At 66.0% G+C, this 16,333-nt stretch carries 18 protein-coding genes; 6 read left to right on the top strand and 12 right to left on the bottom strand.

Annotated features, from left to right (window positions below; all coding sequences use genetic code 11):
* Positions 1-166 precede the first annotated feature (166 nt).
* Positions 167-766: a hypothetical protein gene (locus ACFPPA_RS04555; protein ID WP_377317682.1), complete on the top strand. Its 600-nt coding sequence runs from the start codon at positions 167-169 to the stop codon at positions 764-766.
* 133 nt (positions 767-899) lie between these two features.
* Complete coding sequence (locus tag ACFPPA_RS04550; RefSeq protein WP_377317680.1) at positions 900-1,127, top strand: hypothetical protein; 228 nt, start codon at positions 900-902, stop codon at positions 1,125-1,127.
* 313 nt (positions 1,128-1,440) lie between these two features.
* On the opposite strand, the gene ACFPPA_RS04545 is transcribed toward ACFPPA_RS04550, so the two are convergent.
* From ACFPPA_RS04545 to ACFPPA_RS04505, 9 genes are all read right to left on the bottom strand, one after another.
* On the bottom strand, positions 1,441-1,755 hold the full coding sequence (locus tag ACFPPA_RS04545) for a non-heme iron oxygenase ferredoxin subunit (RefSeq protein WP_377317678.1): 315 nt from the start codon (positions 1,753-1,755) through the stop codon (positions 1,441-1,443).
* Positions 1,752-2,300: a GNAT family N-acetyltransferase gene (locus ACFPPA_RS04540; RefSeq protein WP_377317676.1), complete on the bottom strand. Its 549-nt coding sequence runs from the start codon at positions 2,298-2,300 to the stop codon at positions 1,752-1,754. The genes ACFPPA_RS04545 and ACFPPA_RS04540 overlap by 4 nt, the downstream gene beginning before the upstream one ends.
* Positions 2,301-2,369: 69 nt before the next feature.
* Positions 2,370-3,305, bottom strand: a complete 936-nt coding sequence (panE, locus tag ACFPPA_RS04535) for a 2-dehydropantoate 2-reductase (RefSeq protein WP_377317674.1) — start codon at positions 3,303-3,305, stop codon at positions 2,370-2,372.
* Position 3,306: 1 nt separating this feature from the next.
* Entirely contained in the window at positions 3,307-4,221 is a 915-nt protein-coding gene (locus ACFPPA_RS04530; RefSeq protein ID WP_377317672.1) for an acyltransferase, read from the bottom strand.
* A gap of 80 nt (positions 4,222-4,301) precedes the next feature.
* Positions 4,302-5,546, bottom strand: a complete 1,245-nt coding sequence (locus tag ACFPPA_RS04525) for a cysteine desulfurase (protein WP_377317670.1) — start codon at positions 5,544-5,546, stop codon at positions 4,302-4,304.
* A 133-nt stretch (positions 5,547-5,679) separates the two neighbouring features.
* Complete coding sequence (gene sufD / locus ACFPPA_RS04520; protein ID WP_377317668.1) at positions 5,680-6,987, bottom strand: Fe-S cluster assembly protein SufD; 1,308 nt, start codon at positions 6,985-6,987, stop codon at positions 5,680-5,682.
* Positions 6,984-7,748, bottom strand: coding sequence for a Fe-S cluster assembly ATPase SufC (sufC, locus tag ACFPPA_RS04515; RefSeq protein WP_377317666.1), 765 nt, complete (start codon positions 7,746-7,748; stop codon positions 6,984-6,986). Before sufC ends, sufD begins: the two co-directional genes overlap by 4 nt.
* A 93-nt stretch (positions 7,749-7,841) precedes the next feature.
* Positions 7,842-9,308: a Fe-S cluster assembly protein SufB gene (gene sufB, locus ACFPPA_RS04510; RefSeq protein ID WP_377317664.1), complete on the bottom strand. Its 1,467-nt coding sequence runs from the start codon at positions 9,306-9,308 to the stop codon at positions 7,842-7,844.
* 8 nt (positions 9,309-9,316) lie between these two features.
* Positions 9,317-9,775: an SUF system Fe-S cluster assembly regulator gene (locus tag ACFPPA_RS04505; RefSeq protein WP_377317662.1), complete on the bottom strand. Its 459-nt coding sequence runs from the start codon at positions 9,773-9,775 to the stop codon at positions 9,317-9,319.
* A gap of 233 nt (positions 9,776-10,008) precedes the next feature.
* On the opposite strand from ACFPPA_RS04505, the gene ACFPPA_RS04500 reads away from it, so the two are divergent.
* Both ACFPPA_RS04500 and ACFPPA_RS04495 read left to right on the top strand, forming a co-directional pair.
* The gene (locus ACFPPA_RS04500) at positions 10,009-10,347 is read left to right on the top strand and encodes a P-II family nitrogen regulator (RefSeq protein ID WP_377317660.1); all 339 of its coding nucleotides are present in this window, start codon (positions 10,009-10,011) and stop codon (positions 10,345-10,347) included.
* Positions 10,337-11,680, top strand: coding sequence for an ammonium transporter (locus tag ACFPPA_RS04495; RefSeq protein ID WP_377317658.1), 1,344 nt, complete (start codon positions 10,337-10,339; stop codon positions 11,678-11,680). Before ACFPPA_RS04500 ends, ACFPPA_RS04495 begins: the two co-directional genes overlap by 11 nt.
* 96 nt (positions 11,681-11,776) lie before the next feature.
* Here ACFPPA_RS04495 and ACFPPA_RS04490 read toward each other — a convergent pair whose 3' ends face one another.
* From ACFPPA_RS04490 to ACFPPA_RS04480, 3 genes are read right to left on the bottom strand one after another with little or no spacing between them, the layout of a single operon-like run.
* A complete protein-coding gene (locus ACFPPA_RS04490) occupies positions 11,777-12,274 on the bottom strand; it encodes a RidA family protein (protein ID WP_377317656.1) in 498 nt (165 codons plus the stop codon).
* A gap of 52 nt (positions 12,275-12,326) precedes the next feature.
* Positions 12,327-12,779, bottom strand: coding sequence for a c-type cytochrome (locus tag ACFPPA_RS04485; RefSeq protein WP_377317654.1), 453 nt, complete (start codon positions 12,777-12,779; stop codon positions 12,327-12,329).
* A complete protein-coding gene (locus ACFPPA_RS04480; RefSeq protein ID WP_377319450.1) occupies positions 12,776-14,359 on the bottom strand; it encodes a flavin monoamine oxidase family protein in 1,584 nt (527 codons plus the stop codon). The genes ACFPPA_RS04485 and ACFPPA_RS04480 overlap by 4 nt, the downstream gene beginning before the upstream one ends.
* A gap of 239 nt (positions 14,360-14,598) precedes the next feature.
* On the opposite strand from ACFPPA_RS04480, the gene ACFPPA_RS04475 reads away from it, so the two are divergent.
* Both ACFPPA_RS04475 and murU read left to right on the top strand, forming a co-directional pair.
* Positions 14,599-15,609 carry an aminoglycoside phosphotransferase family protein gene (locus ACFPPA_RS04475; protein ID WP_377317652.1) on the top strand — a complete coding sequence of 337 codons (1,011 nt, stop codon included), beginning with the start codon at positions 14,599-14,601 and terminating at the stop codon, positions 15,607-15,609.
* The gene (gene murU / locus ACFPPA_RS04470) at positions 15,606-16,331 is read left to right on the top strand and encodes an N-acetylmuramate alpha-1-phosphate uridylyltransferase MurU (protein WP_377317650.1); all 726 of its coding nucleotides are present in this window, start codon (positions 15,606-15,608) and stop codon (positions 16,329-16,331) included. The genes ACFPPA_RS04475 and murU overlap by 4 nt, the downstream gene beginning before the upstream one ends.
* Positions 16,332-16,333: the final 2 nt, after the last annotated feature.

The raw sequence follows: 16,333 nt of genomic DNA, 5'->3' as shown, positions 1-16,333 counted from the left end.
TGCCGTCCGCGAACGGCCGCTTCGCGGCAGGCAACTTAGGTGGTTGCCCATCTCTTGTTGGCCGGTTGCCACCCTTCGGTCCCAATGCTCCACAGACAGGCTGGCGACAGTCTTTGCGGGTATTCGATAACCGCTGTTATGGTGATGCAGCGCAGCCCAGGCAAAAATGACTATGCGTAAAGAGCCTCGCAGTCTTCAGGAACAGTTCGACGCGATGGACACAAGGCTGCTGCTGGAACGTTACCGGCGAGGCGGTCTGGTTCCCGACGCACTTTCGGCCTTGTTGTCCGTGCTGGAGGGGCGGGGATTCACATCGGACCGGTTGAATCACACCGAAGATGCGCGGGAGGGGCGCCACCGTATAGATCAAGCCGTGAACGCCCAGCGCTTCAGGTTGAAGAAGGTCGGTCTTGCCTTCAACAGCCTTTTTTTCCCGGTCTGTTGGTTCTTCCTGCTCTCGGCGATTCCGGTGATCGGCAACTACCTAATGCTGGGATTCGTGTCCCTGATGGGATGCTCAGTCAACGAAGCGCAGGCACACCCGTGCAGTCTGCTTGGGTGGGATCTCGCGGACGTTGCCTATGGCTATGTCGTTGATGCTTTCCTGGAGGGTGCAGCGAACCCGCTCTTGGCAGGCTGGGCCTTGGAGAAATTCCTCATAAGTGGCTTGGGGATTGCCTGGTTGATGGTAGTAAGCATCCTGTACATCGCCAAGCGGCGGATGCGCCGCCAAATTGAACGTATGGTTGCGTCCACCGATGGCTAGCCTTGGCCGATCACAGCCCTTACAGGTGCGATGACGACTACGCAAGCTGCGGAGGGCAAAGACCGACCCAAAGGGGACGCTGGACCAATAGACTATGAGCTGGCATCTGCGTGGATGCAGATGGGATTTGTGCATGACATCACTTCAAGTAGTCATCTTCGGTCTTGGGTTCGCCTCGTGGCTCATCGGTGGAAATATTCTCGTTGCGACTCACTATCGACGGGTTGGCAAGCCATGGTGGTCAGGGTTCAAACCATTTGCATTCCCTTTCAATGATTTCAATGCTCGTGAGTGGCTGGTTTTGCTCGGTCTGCTTGCCGTGTCCTTGTTTTTGTTCGCCTTAGGCTCGGGTTTCGACTAGGCTCATCCGCGCCGATAAGTCGGCATCCGTCCTTGTTGAAGAGACGTGTGGCAGGCTCATCACATGGTGTTAGCTTCCGACCCATTTTAGAGATCCGGCGTAAAGCTCTTGATTCAAGCAACTTCGATCAACCGGAAAAATGACAAGAGCGCACCCTTGTGCGCGATCATTCTTGAAGCCGAACGCAACGAGCACCGCACACGAGGTGCGCTCCTACCGATGAGATCGAAACGGTTCCGGAGTTATCGCGAAAATGGCGCTGAAGAGGTCTCAAGATAGCCGTGTGTGCGCCGACGCAACAACACAACACCCCTCACCGATCATCCCGCGTCCAGATAACCCCCTCCTCCTCCCGCACCGGAAAACTGGCGATCGGCTCGTAAGCCGGCGGCTTCGTCACCGCGCCCGTGCGCAGGTCGAAGCGCGCGCCATGGCGCGGGCATTCCACCTCGAAACCGAAGACCTCGCCACCGGCCAGGTCGCCACCGTCGTGGGTGCAGGTGTCCTCGACCGCGTACAGCGCGCCGTCGATGTTGTACACCGCGATCGGCGTGTCGCCGTCCCACACCAGCTTGTATTCGCCGGGCAGGAACTCGCTGCGCGTGCCGACCCGGACCCAGCCGTTCATGCCACCGCTCCGCCGAACTCCTTCAGCAGCACTTCGAAGCGAAGATCGTCGCGACGGGGAATGCCGAAGCGCTCGTCGCCGTAGGGAAACGGCTGGTACTCGCCGGTGCGCCGGTAGCCGCGGCGCTCGTACCAGGCGATCAGCTCCGCGCGCTGCTCGATCACCGTCATGCGCATCGAACGGCAATGCCATTCCTCGCGGGCGACACGTTCCGCTTCGGCCAGGACCTGCTTGCCCAGGCCGCTGCCCTGCCCGCTCGGGTCGACCGCGAACATGCCGAAGTAGCCCGTCTCGCCCTGCCGCTCGATATGGCAGCTGGCCCTGAGCTGGCCGTCCTGCTCGGCCAGCAGCACCAGGCAGTCGGGACGGCCGATCAGGGCGCCGACATCGGCCGCATCGGTGCGCTGACCGTCGAGCAGGTGCGACTCGGTGGTCCAGCCACGCAGGCCGGACTCGCCGCGGTAGGCGGATTCGACCAGTGCCACGATCGCGGCGATATCGGCGGAGCTCGCCGGGCGGAATGCGGGAGGGGTCGGTGCAGTCATCGTCAAATGATAATGCCGCTCAGGCCTGCTCACCATGATCTGCCGCAGATCCGCGCCAATCATTCCGCATCACGGCTGCGGCGACCGCAGCCGGCCGGCCTCGTAGACTTTCAGGTGGGCGTAGACGACCGACAGCAGCGAGTCCGCCGCATGCTGCCGCTCCGCGCGCGCCAGCATGTCGCCGATCACATGATCGGCCTCGATCGGATACCCCTGCTGCAGATCGCGCAACATCGACGCGGTGAGGGTCGAGCCGCTCCCGGTCAGCATGCCGCGGGCGCGTTGCAGGGTGCTTTCGCCGGGGGCGTGACCGGCGTGCGCCGCCACCGCCCGACATTCCTCCAGCAGGCGGAGTACCGCCGCGCGTCCGCCGGGCGCGGCGACGATCTCGCCGATCGAGCCGCGCAGCAGGCAGGTGATGCCGGCCAGTGATGCCAGGAATACCCATTTGTCCCACATGTCCTGCAGGATCGCCTGGCTGGGCCGGGCATCGAAACCGGCACCCTGCAGGATCGCGCTGATCTGCCGCATGCGCTCGGAGGTGCTGCCATCGCGTTCGCCGAAGGTCATGCCGTGCGCGTCGTTCAGATGCCGTACCACGCCTTGCCCGTCGAGCGTGGCGGCGATGAAGCACAGGCCCCCAAGCACGTGCCCGGCGCCGAAGCGCTGATCCAGCAGATCAAGCTGCTGCATGCCGTTCAGCAGCGGCAGGATGACCGTTTGGGGGCCCACCGCCGGGGCGATGTCGGCCATCGCCTGCTGCAGTCCGTAGGCCTTGCAGCTGAGCACGATCAGGTCGTACGGTGCCTGCAGATCCGCCGCCAGCACGGTGGGCGGCGGCGGCAGGTCCGCGTCGCCGGCGGGGCTGCGGATCACCAGGCCGTTGCGCGCCAGTTCGGCCGCGCGCCGCGCCCGCACCAGGAACGTCACGTCGCGACCGTGCTGCAACAACCGGCCGCCGAAGTAACCGCCGGTGGCGCCGGCACCAAGCATCAGGATGCGCATCTCACTCTCCCGTCGGTGCGGCCTTCGCCGCCATCTGCATGCGTGCCGCCTGGGCGTCCTTCTCGCTCCACAAGGTATTCACCCAGGACTTGACCCGCCCGCGAAACGCCGCGTCCTCGTCGTAACTGCCGATCAGCGTGGCCTCGATCGGACGCTCGCGCACATGCACGCGGATGTCGTGCACGCGGCCGGCGATCAGGTCCATCAGCGTGCACGGACCTTCCGGGTAGACGATGGTGACGTCCACGATCGCGTGCAACGCCTCGCCCATGGCATCGAGCACGAACGCCAGGCCACCGGCCTTGGGCCGCAACAGGTAGCGGTATGGCGAGGACTGCGCCTTGTGCTTGGCCGGGGTGAAGCGGGTGCCCTCGACGAAATTCATCACCGACACCGGCATGTGCCGGAACTTCTCGCAGGCGCGCCGGGTCGCCTCGCGATCCTTGCCCTGCAGTTCCGGGTGGCGCACCAGGGTTTCCCTCGAGTAGCGCTTCATGAACGGGAAATCCAGTGCCCACCACGCAGGCCCCAGCAACGGCACCCAGATCAGCTGCTGCTTGAGGAAGAAGCGCAGGAACGGGATGCGCCGGTTGAACACTTTCTGCAGCACCGGGATGTCCACCCAGCTCTGGTGATTGCACAGCACCAGGTAATTGCCGTCGCGACGCAGGCCGGACAGCCCTTCCACCTGCCAGCGGATGCGGGTGAAGCCGTCGAACAGGTGGTTGTTGACCCCGATCCAGCTTTCCGCGATGACCACCAGCACGCGCGAACAGGCCTGTCGGATCGGGCGGAAAGGCACGATCACCTTGACCAGGGTAAAGACGAACAGCAGCAGCACGTGCAACACGATGTTGACGCCGAGCAGCAGCATCGCAAGCGGTATACGGATCAGGCCGGGGAGCTTGGCGAACATGAAGACCAGTCGTCGTTGGGAGGGATGGGCAGGATAATGCCCCGCCGGCGATGACGGGGCCATGCGTTCGTCGGACGCGCTCACATCAGCAGCTTGCGCACCTTGAGCAGGGCGGTGACGAAATGGTCGATCTCCTCGCGCGTGTTGTAGAACGCCAGCGAGGCACGCAGCGTGGCGGGCACGCCGTAGAACTGCATCAGCGGATGCGCGCAGTGATGACCCGAGCGGACGGCGATCCCCTGCAGATCGAGCAGGGTGGCCATGTCGGTGGCCTGGGCACCTTCGATCAGGAATGAGATCACCGGCTCCTTCTCCGCCGCCTCGCCGAAGATGCGCAGGCCGGGCACGTCGCGCAGGCGCTCGGTGGCATAGGCCAGCAACTGCTGCTCGTGCACGTGGATCGCCTCGAAGCCCACCGAATGGTAGTAGTCGATGGCGGCGGCCAGCCCCACGAACCCGGCGATGTTCGGCGTGCCGGCTTCGAACTTGTGCGGCGGCGCGGCAAACGTGGTGCCGTCGAAACGCACTTCGCGGATCATCTCGCCGCCGCCGAAGAACGGCGGCATCGCCTCCAGATGTTCGCGCTTCGCCCACAGCCCGCCGGTGCCGGTGGGCGCCAGCATCTTGTGTCCGGTGAAGGCATAGAAATCGCAGCCCAGCGCCTGCACGTCGACCGGGCGGTGCGGCACCGCCTGCGAGCCGTCGACCAGCAGCGGGATCCCGCGCCGGCGACATTCCCTGGCAATCTCGCGCACCGGGTTCACCGTGCCCAGCACGTTGGACACGTGGGTGACGCAGGCCAGCTTCACCTCCGGCGTCAGCATCGCCAGATACTGCTCGACGATCAGCTCGCCGCGCTGGTTGATCGGCGCCGCCTTCACCATGGCCCCGCTGCGCTGGGCGACCAGCTGCCACGGCACGATGTTGGCGTGGTGTTCCATCACCGTGGTGAGGATCGCGTCGCCCGGCGCGAGTCGCGGCAACGCATAGCTGTAGGCCACCAGGTTGATCGCCTGGGTGGTGCCGGAAGTGAGGATCAGTTCGTTTCGCGACGGGGCATTGATGAACTGCGCCAGCTTGTCGCGCGCACCCTCGTAGGCTGCCGTGGCCTCCTCGCCCAGCTGATGCACCGCGCGCGACACGTTGGCGTTGTGCTCGCGGTAGTGGGTATTCATCGCCTCGATCACCGTCACCGGCTTCTGGCTGGTGTTGGCGTTGTCGAAATACACCAGCGGCTTGCCGTGCACGCTGCGCGCGAGCAGCGGGAAGTCCGCGCGGATGCGCTGGACATCGAAAACGGTGGGCGTGGTGGCTGGTGTGGTCATCGTTTCATTTCGCTTCGATGGAGTACGACGGGAGCGTGGTCCCATCCCTGTGAACGCTGCGATCGAGATCGGCTCGGGCGTGGCCCCTCACCCCTGCCCTCTCTCCGGCGGGGAGAGGGCATCAAGGTACCCATCACGTGCTGGGCAGATGGACCAGCAGCAGGGACGCGAGATGCTCGCGCAGCGGTTCGTTCGGCAGGTCGTCCAGCACGGCACGACAGAACGCCGCGGTGAGCAGCGCGCGCGCCTCGCCCAGCGGAATGCCGCGCGAGCGCAGGTAGAACAGGGCGCGCTCGTCGAGCTGGCCGACGGTGGCGCCGTGCGCGGCCTTCACCTCGTCGGCATGGATCTCCAGCTCGGGCTTGGTATCGATCTCGGCACTGGGCGACAGCAACAAATTCTTGTTGCTGAGGTTGGCATCGCTGCCGTCGGCTCCGGTCGCCACCAGGATGGCCCCGCGGAACACGCCGCGCGCACGGTCGCTGGCCACGCCGCGCCAGGTCGAGGTCGACGTGGTGTTCAGTGCCTGATGGAGGATCGCCAGCTGGGTATCGATATGCTGGCGACCGTGCGGCATGAACACGCCGCGGCTGTGGAATTGCGCATGATCGCCGATCAGCTCCGACTGCAGGTCGTGACGCACCAGCGCGCCGCCCAGTTCCAGCAGGTGCGAGGTCGCCTGCGCATCGGCATGCAGGCGCAGGCTGCTGCGACGAATCAGGCTGGCGCCGGTTCCGGCGTTCTGCACGACGGTGTGATGCAGGCGCGCGCCCTGGCGCAATTCGATATCGCTGACCAGGGTCGCCAGCTGCACCGGTTCACCGCTGGCGAGGTGCTGCTCGACCAGGTTCAGCTCGGCACCTTCGCCCAGCTCGATCACATTGCGCGCATGCCAGGCCAGGTCGGCTCCGGCAGCCGCGCCGACGAAGACCAGGTGCACCGGCTCGCCGATTTTCGCGTCGGCGGCGACACGCAGTACCACGCCGTCACCCGCACGGGCCGCATTGATCCGCGCGAAGGCATCGCCCACTTCGCGGTAATGCCGCGACAGGGCGAAACGCAGCGGCTCCGCATCGCCCTGCAGCGCCAGCGACAAAGGCGCCAGGCTGAGCCCCGCCGGCAGCGCGTCGAGTGTCGAGAGATCGGCACGGAACACGCCGTTGACGAAGACCAGCCGCGCGCCGTCGACACCGGGCAGAGCCAGCGTCGCCGGGTCGACGGCGCGGGTCAGCGCGTCGGCGTCGGCAGCGGCGAAACGACGCTGGCCAAGCGCGCGCAGCGCGGTGTATTTCCAGGCCTCCACTCGCGTATCGGGCAGGCCGCTGGCGGCGAACGCATCACGATTCTCCTGCCGCGCCGCATCCAGCCAGGCGATGCCGCTGGGCGGCAGCGGCGTGTCAAGCAGGGACTCGATCAACGGCAGCGATGCCGGCTGGCTCATGCGCGTGCTCCGGCCGGCTGCGACTCGCCGATGCCGCGGTAGCCATGCTCCTCCAGCTTCAGCGCCAGCGACTTGTCGCCGCTTTCGACGATGCGACCGTCGGCCAGCACGTGCACGAAATCCGGTACCACGTAATCGAGCAGGCGCTGGTAATGGGTGATCATCAGGAACGCGCGATCGGGCGAGCGCAGCATGTTGACGCCCTGTGCCACCTGCTTCAGCGCGTCGATGTCCAGGCCCGAGTCGGTCTCGTCGAGAATCGCCAGCTGCGGTTCCAGCACGGCCATCTGGAAAATCTCGTTGCGCTTCTTCTCGCCGCCGGAAAACCCTTCGTTGACCGCCCGGTGCAGCAGCTCGTCGGAGATCTGCATCACCTTCAGCTTCTCGCGCACCAGCTTGAGGAACTGCATGGAATCGAGCTCCTTCTCGCCACGCGCCTTGCGCTGCGCATTCGCCGCCGCGCGCAGGAAGTAGGTGTTGTTGACGCCGGGAATCTCCACCGGGTACTGGAATGCCAGGAACACCCCGGCGGCGGCGCGCGCCTCCGGCTCCAGCGCCAGCAGGTCGATGCCGTTGTAGCTCACGCTGCCGGCGGTGACCTCGTAGCCCTCACGCCCGGACAGCACATTGCCCAGGGTGGACTTGCCGGCGCCGTTGGGGCCCATGATCGCGTGCACCTCGCCCGCGTTGACGGTGAGGCTGAGCCCCTTGAGAATTTCCTTGCCCTCGACGCGGGCGTGCAGGTTTTCGATCTTCAGCATGGTTTGAACTCGACACAATCTGTAGGAGCGCACCGTGTGCGCGATGGGTTTTGTCATGGTCCGATGCATCGCGCACTTCGGTGCGCCCGCGCATCAGCCCACCGCGCCTTCCAGCGATACCTCGAGCAGCTTCTTCGCCTCCACCGCGAACTCCATCGGCAGCTCGCGGAACACCTGCTTGCAGAAGCCGTCGACGATCATCGAGACGGCGTCCTCCTCGCTGATGCCGCGCGCGCGGCAATAGAACATCTGGTCGTCGGAGATCTTCGAGGTGGTCGCCTCGTGCTCGACGATCGCGCTCGAATTCTTCACTTCCATGTACGGGAAGGTGTGCGCGCCGCACTTCTTGCCGATCAGCAGGCTGTCGCACTGGGTGTAGTTGCGCGCGCCCTCGGCGCCCTTCTCGATCTTGACCAGGCCGCGGTAGCTGTTGGAACTGCGCCCGGCGCTGATGCCCTTGGAGACGATCTTCGACTTGGTGCCCTTGCCGATGTGGATCATCTTGGTGCCGGTGTCGGCCTGCTGGTGATGATGGGTCAACGCCACCGAGTAGAACTCGCCCACCGAGCGATCGCCGCGCAGCACCACGCTGGGGTATTTCCAGGTGATCGCCGAGCCGGTTTCGACCTGGGTCCAGCTGATCTTGGCGTCGTCGCCGCGGCAGTCGCCGCGCTTGGTCACGAAATTGTAGATGCCGCCGACGCCGTTCTCGTCGCCGGGGTACCAGTTCTGCACGGTCGAGTACTTGATCTGCGCCTTCTCCAGCGCCACCAGCTCGACCACCGCCGCGTGCAGCTGGTTCTCGTCGCGCTTGGGCGCGGTACAGCCTTCGAGGTAGGACACGTGGCTGCCTTCCTCGGCCACGATCAGGGTGCGTTCGAACTGGCCGGTGTTCTGCGCGTTGATGCGGAAATAGGTGCTCAGCTCCATCGGGCAGCGCACGCCCCTGGGGATGAACACGAAGCTGCCGTCGGAGAATACGGCCGAGTTCAGCGCAGCGAAGAAGTTGTCGCCGGTCGGCACCACGCTGCCCAGGTATTTCCGCACGATTTCCGGGTACTCGCGCACCGCCTCGCTCATCGAGCAGAACAGCACGCCGGCCTCGGCCAGCTGCTTGCGGAACGTGGTGCCGACCGAGACCGAGTCGAACACCGCATCGACCGCCACGCCGGCCAGTGCCGCGCGCTCGTGCAGCGGAATGCCCAGCTTCTCGTAGGTTTCCAGCAAGGCTGGATCGACCTCGTCCAGCGATTTCGGGCCGGCCTTGGGCGCGGCGTAGTAGCTGATCGCCTGGTAGTCGATCGGGTCGATATTGAGCTTGGCCCAGTCGGGCCGGGGCATGGTCAGCCAGTGGCGATAGGCCTCCAGCCGCCATTCGGTCATCCATGTCGGCTCGCCCTTGATGGCCGATATCTGGCGCACGGTCTCTTCGCTGAGGCCCGGCGGCAGGCCGGTCATCTCGATCTCGGTGACGAAACCGGCCGAATAGCCGCGGCCGAGGACTTCGGCCACGCCGGCGTTGTCGCGGAGTGTGCTGGCACTGCTTCTTTCGTTGATCATGCTGCCATTCATTCGGTGGTGGCCTCCCCGGTTTTCACGGTGACGGCAATCTTTCGGCCCGGCGCCAGCGGCTTGAGCATCTCGGCCAGGCTGACCGCGCGCAATGCGTTGTCCAGCACGCTGTTGATCCGTTGCCAGCTGCCGCGTACGCCGCATTGCGATTCGCGATCGCACTGGCCCTCGGCCACGCTGCATTCGGTCATGCCGATCGGACCTTCCAGCGCCTCGACGATCTCGGCCAGGGATATCTCGCTGGCCGGTCGGGCCAGCCGGTAACCGCCGTTGACGCCCCGGAACGACTCGACCAGTGCGGCGTGACCCAGCGCCTTCAGCAGCTTGCTCACGGTCGGCAACTCGAGCCGGGTCTCATCGGCAATCTGCACCGTACTGAGCACCTCGGCCGGATGCGCCGCGATGCAGGTCATCACCACCGTGGCGTAATCGGTTAATCGGCTGACGCGGAGCATGCGGAGCGCTCTGGACGGGAGTCGTTTGAATCGGGACTAAAATGGTACTGATTCAAGCCCGCGCGGTCAATGCCACCTCATGCACCATGTTCGGGCAACACCTCTCGTTCATTGCCCGCATATCGTGCACGTCAACTTCATCGGCGTGACGACAGCGGCGCCCGGCCTCGCACGGCCGTGCTGGCATGCATCGTGCTGCCTCGCCGGTGAGTCCGAATCGGGAGAAGCACGACATGAAATGGATCACGGCCATCATCAAGCCGTTCACGCTCGACGACGTGCGCGAGGCGTTGGCCGAGGCCGGCGTGGAAGGCATGACCGTGACCGAGGTGAAGGGCTTCGGCCGGCAGCATGGGCACACGGAGCTGTATCGCGGCGCCGAGTACGTGGTCGACTTCCTGCCCAAGCTGAAGATCGAACTGGCGGTCAGCGACGATCGCCTCGATCACGCGATCGAGGCGATCAGCAGCGCGGCCCGCACCGGCAAGATCGGCGATGGCAAGATCTTCGTCAGCGCACTGGAACAGGTCATCCGCATCCGCACACAGGAGGTCGACGCCGATGCGCTCTGAACCGAAGCGGCCACTGCCAGCCACGCGGATGGCACGGATCGTGGCCGCTTGCCTGCTGGCGCTGCCGGCGCTGGCACAGGCCGCACCGGCCCACCTGGACAGCGGCGATACCGCCTGGATGCTGACCTCCAGCATGCTGGTATTGCTGATGACCATCCCCGGCCTGGCGCTGTTCTACGGCGGCATGGTGCGCGCCAAGAACCTGCTGTCGGTGCTGATGCAGTGTTTTGCGATCACCGCGCTGGTCAGCGTGCTGTGGGTGATCTATGGCTACTCGCTGGCGTTCAGCACCGAGGGCATGCAGGCAGGCGTGTTCAACCTGCATTCGATCATCGGCGGCATGGATCGGGCGATGCTGGCCGGGATCAGGCCCGACACGCTCTACAACACGGTGCCGGAAAGCGTGTTCGTGATGTTCCAGATGACCTTCGCGATCATCACCCCGGCACTGATCGTGGGCGCGTTCGCCGAACGCATGAAGTTCAGCGCGATGCTCTGGTTCAGCGGCCTGTGGCTGACCCTGGTCTACCTGCCGATGGCCCACATGGTCTGGGGCGGTCCCGGCTCGCTGCTGGGCGACATGGGCGTGCTGGACTTCGCTGGCGGCACCGTGGTGCACATCAACGCCGGCATCGCCGGACTGGTGGCCTGCCTGGTGATCGGCAAGCGCAAGGGCTACCCGACCACCCACATGCCACCGCACAACCTGGGCTATACGGTGATCGGCGGGGCCCTGGTCTGGCTGGGCTGGTTCGGCTTCAACGCCGGTTCGGCGCTGGCCGCCAACGGCAGCGCCGGCATGGCGATGCTGACCACCCAGATCGCCACCGCCGCCGCCGCGATCGGCTGGATCAGCGTCGAGTGGCTGATCCATCGTCGTCCCAGCGTGCTGGGCATCGTGTCCGGCGCGGTGGCCGGCCTCGTTGCGGTGACTCCCGCGGCCGGCACGATCGGCCCCGGCGGTGCGCTGGTGCTGGGCCTGCTGGCCGGTGCCGCGTGTTTCTTCACCGCCACCAGACTCAAGCGCAAGCTCGGCTACGACGACTCGCTCGATGTGTTCGGCGTGCACGCCATCGCCGGCATCATCGGCGCCCTGCTGACCGGCCCGCTGGCCGCCGCCAGCCTGGGCGGCTTCGGCAACGTAAGCAGTCTCGGCGGACAGTTGTGGATCCAGGCCAGGGGCGTCGGCTTCACCGTGATCTGGAGCGCGCTGCTGAGCCTGCTGATCCTGAAGCTGATCGACTGGACCCTCGGCCTGCGGGTCACCGAGGAGCAGGAGCAGATGGGCCTGGATCTGGCCCTGCACGAAGAGAAGGCCTACAACCTGTCCTGAGCGATTCGTGCATCAGTCGTCCCGGGCAGCTGGATCGCCGCCTGCCCGCCGATCGCGTGCGACAACGCAACATCCGCTCGTCGACACCAACGTGGCTCAGGGTCGTACCGCGGTCACCTCGATCTCGACCAGGAAGCCCGGATTGGCCAGCGCGGCCACCTGCATCGCCGAACGCACCGGCAGGTTGGGCTGCGCCCTGGTCCCGAAAAACTGCGTATAGCCCTGCATGAAACCGGCGAAATCCATCTTGCCGCCCGCGGCCGGGTCGCCGACCAGGAAGACCTGCATCTTCACCACATCGCCCATGCCCAGGTGCAGGCCGGCCAGTTCCGCCTCGATCGCCTTCAGCACGCCGATGGTCTGCATGCGGGTATCGCCATAGGCGGCCACACTGTCCTTGGCCACGCTCGCATCGACCACGGGCGGCACCATGCCGCTGAGGTAGACCATGGTTCTGCCCGCAGGCACTTCCACCGCGGCGGAAATCGGGAAGCTGCTGCCGTGGGGCAGCTTGTGGCGGATCACGTCCCGGGCCGAGACCGCAAACGGAACGATCAGCAGCAGGGAAAGCCATCGCGACATGGACTTGTTCATGATTTTTCCTGGTGACGGAATGGGAACCGGCATGGCTGATCCGTTGGCGCAATCAATGCGGCAGCGCCCGGACCTCGGCCGCGGTGATGCGGTCGCTGTAGTGATTGCCGAAGTGGGTGCGCACATAGTTGGTGACTGCCGCGACCTGCGCGTCGCTCAGCACGGGCATGGCGAAGAAGAACTCCCCGGCATCGGCACGCGGGGCAAACCGCGGCATGTTGCGACGCCCGTTCAGTACGGTCAGCGCCACGAAAGACGCCGACGCCAGCGCGGGATCGCCGGCCAGGGCGGGATAGCGGCCGGCGCCGATGGCACCCTGCCCTTTCGGCATGTGGCAACCCCGACAGATATGCGCATAGATCTGCTCGCCGTCGGCGGCCTGCAGCGCCGGACCGTAGACGTTGCCTATTCTCTGGGCCATCACCGGTGCGCTGCCCGCGGCGATCAGCCAGACCAGCGCCGCCGTGCGACCGGCCGTCCGACGCCCTGCCGTCATCGTCTTCATGCCACCGACCCTCCTGCCACCGCGCGCTGGTGCAACCGGCCGATCGCATCCAGTGCCGAGGTCACCGCGCCTTCCTGCCAGGCCGGGATGTAGGACGCATGCTCGCCGGCCAGCACGATGCGGCCATCGAACCGGCACAGGTTGTCGTAATGTCTTGCCCGCGCGGCTTCCGTCCACATGCCGAAGCAGCCCATGGTGAACGGCGAGCGGTGCCAGGCCACGGCCACGCCGTTGTCGAATTCGGCGGGATACTGGGGATGGATCCGGCTGCCGTATTCCACCGCCTTGGCCACGCGCTGCTGCGGCGTCATGGCGGTGAACTCCATCGCATCCAGACCCCAGACATAGCCACCCAGCAGGACGCCCTTGCCGCTGCCGTGATAACCGGTGCTGGGATAGCCGATCACCCCGATCGGCAGGTCGGTGTAGCTGATGCCGCCGTAGATCTGTTCGTCCTCTTCCCAGAACCGGCGCTTGAACTGCAGGCCGATCTTCACCGCCGGGGCGTAGGGCACCGCCGCGATCGCCTCGGCCATCGGCGCGCCCACGTTCATCGGGATCTGACCGAGTATCGACAACGGAATGGTGCAGACGCACCAGTCGGCGACGGCCCCCTGGCGGCTGCCCGGCGCCGTGGCGTCCTCGAACGTGGCGCGCACGCCGTGCTCGTCCTGGTGGATGTCCACCACCCTGGCGTTGTAGCGGATCAGCGGGCCCAGCTCGCGCGCGAAAGCCTGGCCGATCATGCCCATGCCACCGACCGGCTGGAACAGGGTGGTCTGCATGTCGTAGTCGTCGCCCAACGGCAGGGCACCCCACAAACCCGAGTCGAGCAGGTCATGCAGGCGCAACGGTTCGGAAAAGACCGGACGCCCACCGAGGCCGCCGCCCGGATCGCGCTCGTACCCGCGCCGGCTGTTGCTGAGCCCGCCTTTGACATAGGCGTAGTTCTTGTCGAGCGCGCCCCAGTCACGCAGGGAAGCCAGCAGTTTTTCCTGGTCCTCGTGGCTCACCAGCGCATCCAGCCGGCTGCCCTGGGTCGCCTTCGCCAGCAGCTCGGCGACGTGTCCGTGATAGTCGGCCTTGACCGCACGAAAACGCTGCGGCTTGCCGTCGAACGCCTGGCTGTTGTGCAGCCAGGCGTTGTTGTTGACCTGGACGAACGCCTCCAGCGGCACGCCCAGCAACTTGCAATAACTGAGGATGCCCCGGTGGTGATACGGCAACCGCCATGGACCGGGATTGATATAGAGCCCCGGGTCGAACCGGCACTCCTGGCTGGCGCCACCGAGTTCAGTGTAGCGATCGCCGCCGCGCAGGCTCCAGTTGCGGCCACCGGCGCGCGCGTTGTATTCGAGCACCTGCACCTTGTAGCCGGCCTTGCGCAATTCGTAGGCTGCCACCATGCCGGCGATGCCGGCGCCCAGGATCAGCACCGAAGAGCCCTTCGGCGCACCGCTGAGGCTGACCGGCCCCCGATAGTTCGATTCGGCCGCGAAACCCAGGCTGCTCATCGCCTGGTACATCGCCGCGCTGCCCGCGCCCAGACCGATCATGCGCAGCAACTGGCGCCTCGTCATGGACAACCCGGTCGTGCCCTCTCCCATGCGATTCCCCTGGCTTTGTCTGCGCGGGTGATCTGGTCGAACAGCCTGCCCGGCCGGCAATCGGCATGCGGTCGCCGCCTCCCCTGGGCGCTGTAGGTCTAGCACGAATCGGCGCCGTGTCAACACGATGCTCCCCGTGGGATCCGGCGACAATCCGGTTTTCGCCGGACCGTCCGGGCGATAAGCTGAATCACCCTTGCCTGATCCCGCCGATGAAAAACCACGATCGCGCCACCGCCCGCTTGGAATGGATACGCCGCATCCTCGACGATGCCTCGCTGACGCTGGCGCCGGCCTCGGCGGATGCCAGCTTTCGCAGCTACTGGCGCACCCGGCATGCCGGGCAGAGCTGGATCCTGATGGATTCGCCGCCGGCGCAGGAGGATCCCGCACCGTGGCTGGAGATCGGCGCGCGCCTGTCGGCCGCCGGACTGCATGTGCCCGAAGTGCGGGCGCAGGACCTGCAGCAGGGTTTCCTGCTGATCGAGGACCTCGGCTCCCGGCTCTACCTGCCGGCACTGACCGATGCCACGGTGGATGCACTGTACGGCGATGCGATGGACGCCCTGCTGCGCATGCAGCGCGACGTCGACGTGAGCGGCATGCAGGCTTACGACCGCGCCTTCCTGCAGCGTGAGCTGGAGATCATGCCGGAATGGTTTCTCGGCCGGCACCTGGGCCATTCGCCCGCGTGCGAGGAGTGGGATGTACTGGAGGCCGGCTTCACCGTGCTGCTGCACAACGCGCTGGAACAGCCGCGCTGCTTCGTGCACCGCGACTACCACAGCCGCAACCTGCTGATCGTCGAAACCAACAATCCCGGCATCATAGATTTCCAGGGCGCCCTGGTCGGTCCGATCAGCTACGACCTCGCCTCGCTACTGCGCGACTGCTACATCGCGTGGGATCGCCCGCGCGTCGAGGCGTGGGCGGAGAGCTATCGCCAGCGCCTGCGCGACGCACGGCTGCTGGCCGCCGATGTCGACCGCGCACGCTTCCTGCGCTGGTTCGACCTGATCGGCCTGCAACGGCACATCAAGGTGCTGGGCATCTTCTGCCGGCTGCACTACCGCGATGACAAGCACGGCTACCTCGAGGATCTGCCGCGGGTCTACGCCTACGTGATCGACGTGGCCGGCCGCTATCCCGAGCTGGCCGATTTCGCGGCACTGCTTACACGATCCGTCGGCGAGCGCGACCTGCGCCTGGCGGTGGCCGCATGAGGCATGCCCTGATTTTCGCCGCCGGCCTCGGCGAGCGCATGCGCCCGCTGACCGATCACACGCCCAAGCCGCTGTTGCGGGTGGGCGGCAAGCCGCTGATCGAATGGCATCTGGAAAAGCTGGCCGATGCCGGCGTGCATTACGTGGTGATCAACACCTCGCATCTGGCCGAACAGTTTCCCGACGCGCTCGGCGACGGCTCGCGCTGGGGCCTGCGCATCCGCTATGCCTATGAAGGCGACACGCCACTGGAAACCGGCGGCGGCATGCTGAACGCGCTGCCGCTGCTCGGCGCCGAGCCGTTCATCACCGTCAGCGGCGACATCTGGTGCGATGCGGACTTCGGCCGGTTGCCGGCCGAGCCTGCCGGGCTGGCGCACTTGCTGATGGTCGACAATCCGGCCCATCACCCCCACGGTGATTTCGCGCTGGGTCCGGACGGGCTGCTGCACGGGCACGGTGGACCGAGACTGACGTTCAGCGGCGTCGGCGTGTTCCGGCCCGGCTTGCTGCAGCACTGGCAGCGTGCGATCGGCCATGCCGCGGGTGCACTGCGCACACCGCCGGCATTCAAACTGGTGCCGCTGCTGCGCGCGGCGATGGCCCACGAGGCCGTCACCGGTTCATACCACGGCGGCCTGTGGACCGATGTCGGCACGCCCGAGCGCCTGCAGCAGATCGATGCCTGGCTGCAGGTGCATCATCCGGTCGACAACGACTGAGG

This window comes from Rhodanobacter ginsengisoli (genome assembly GCF_042657065.1).
Classification (GTDB): Bacteria; Pseudomonadota; Gammaproteobacteria; order Xanthomonadales; family Rhodanobacteraceae; genus Rhodanobacter; species Rhodanobacter ginsengisoli.
The sequence above is the reverse complement of the archived record's forward strand: the minus strand, read 5'-3'. Positions and strand labels throughout refer to the sequence as shown.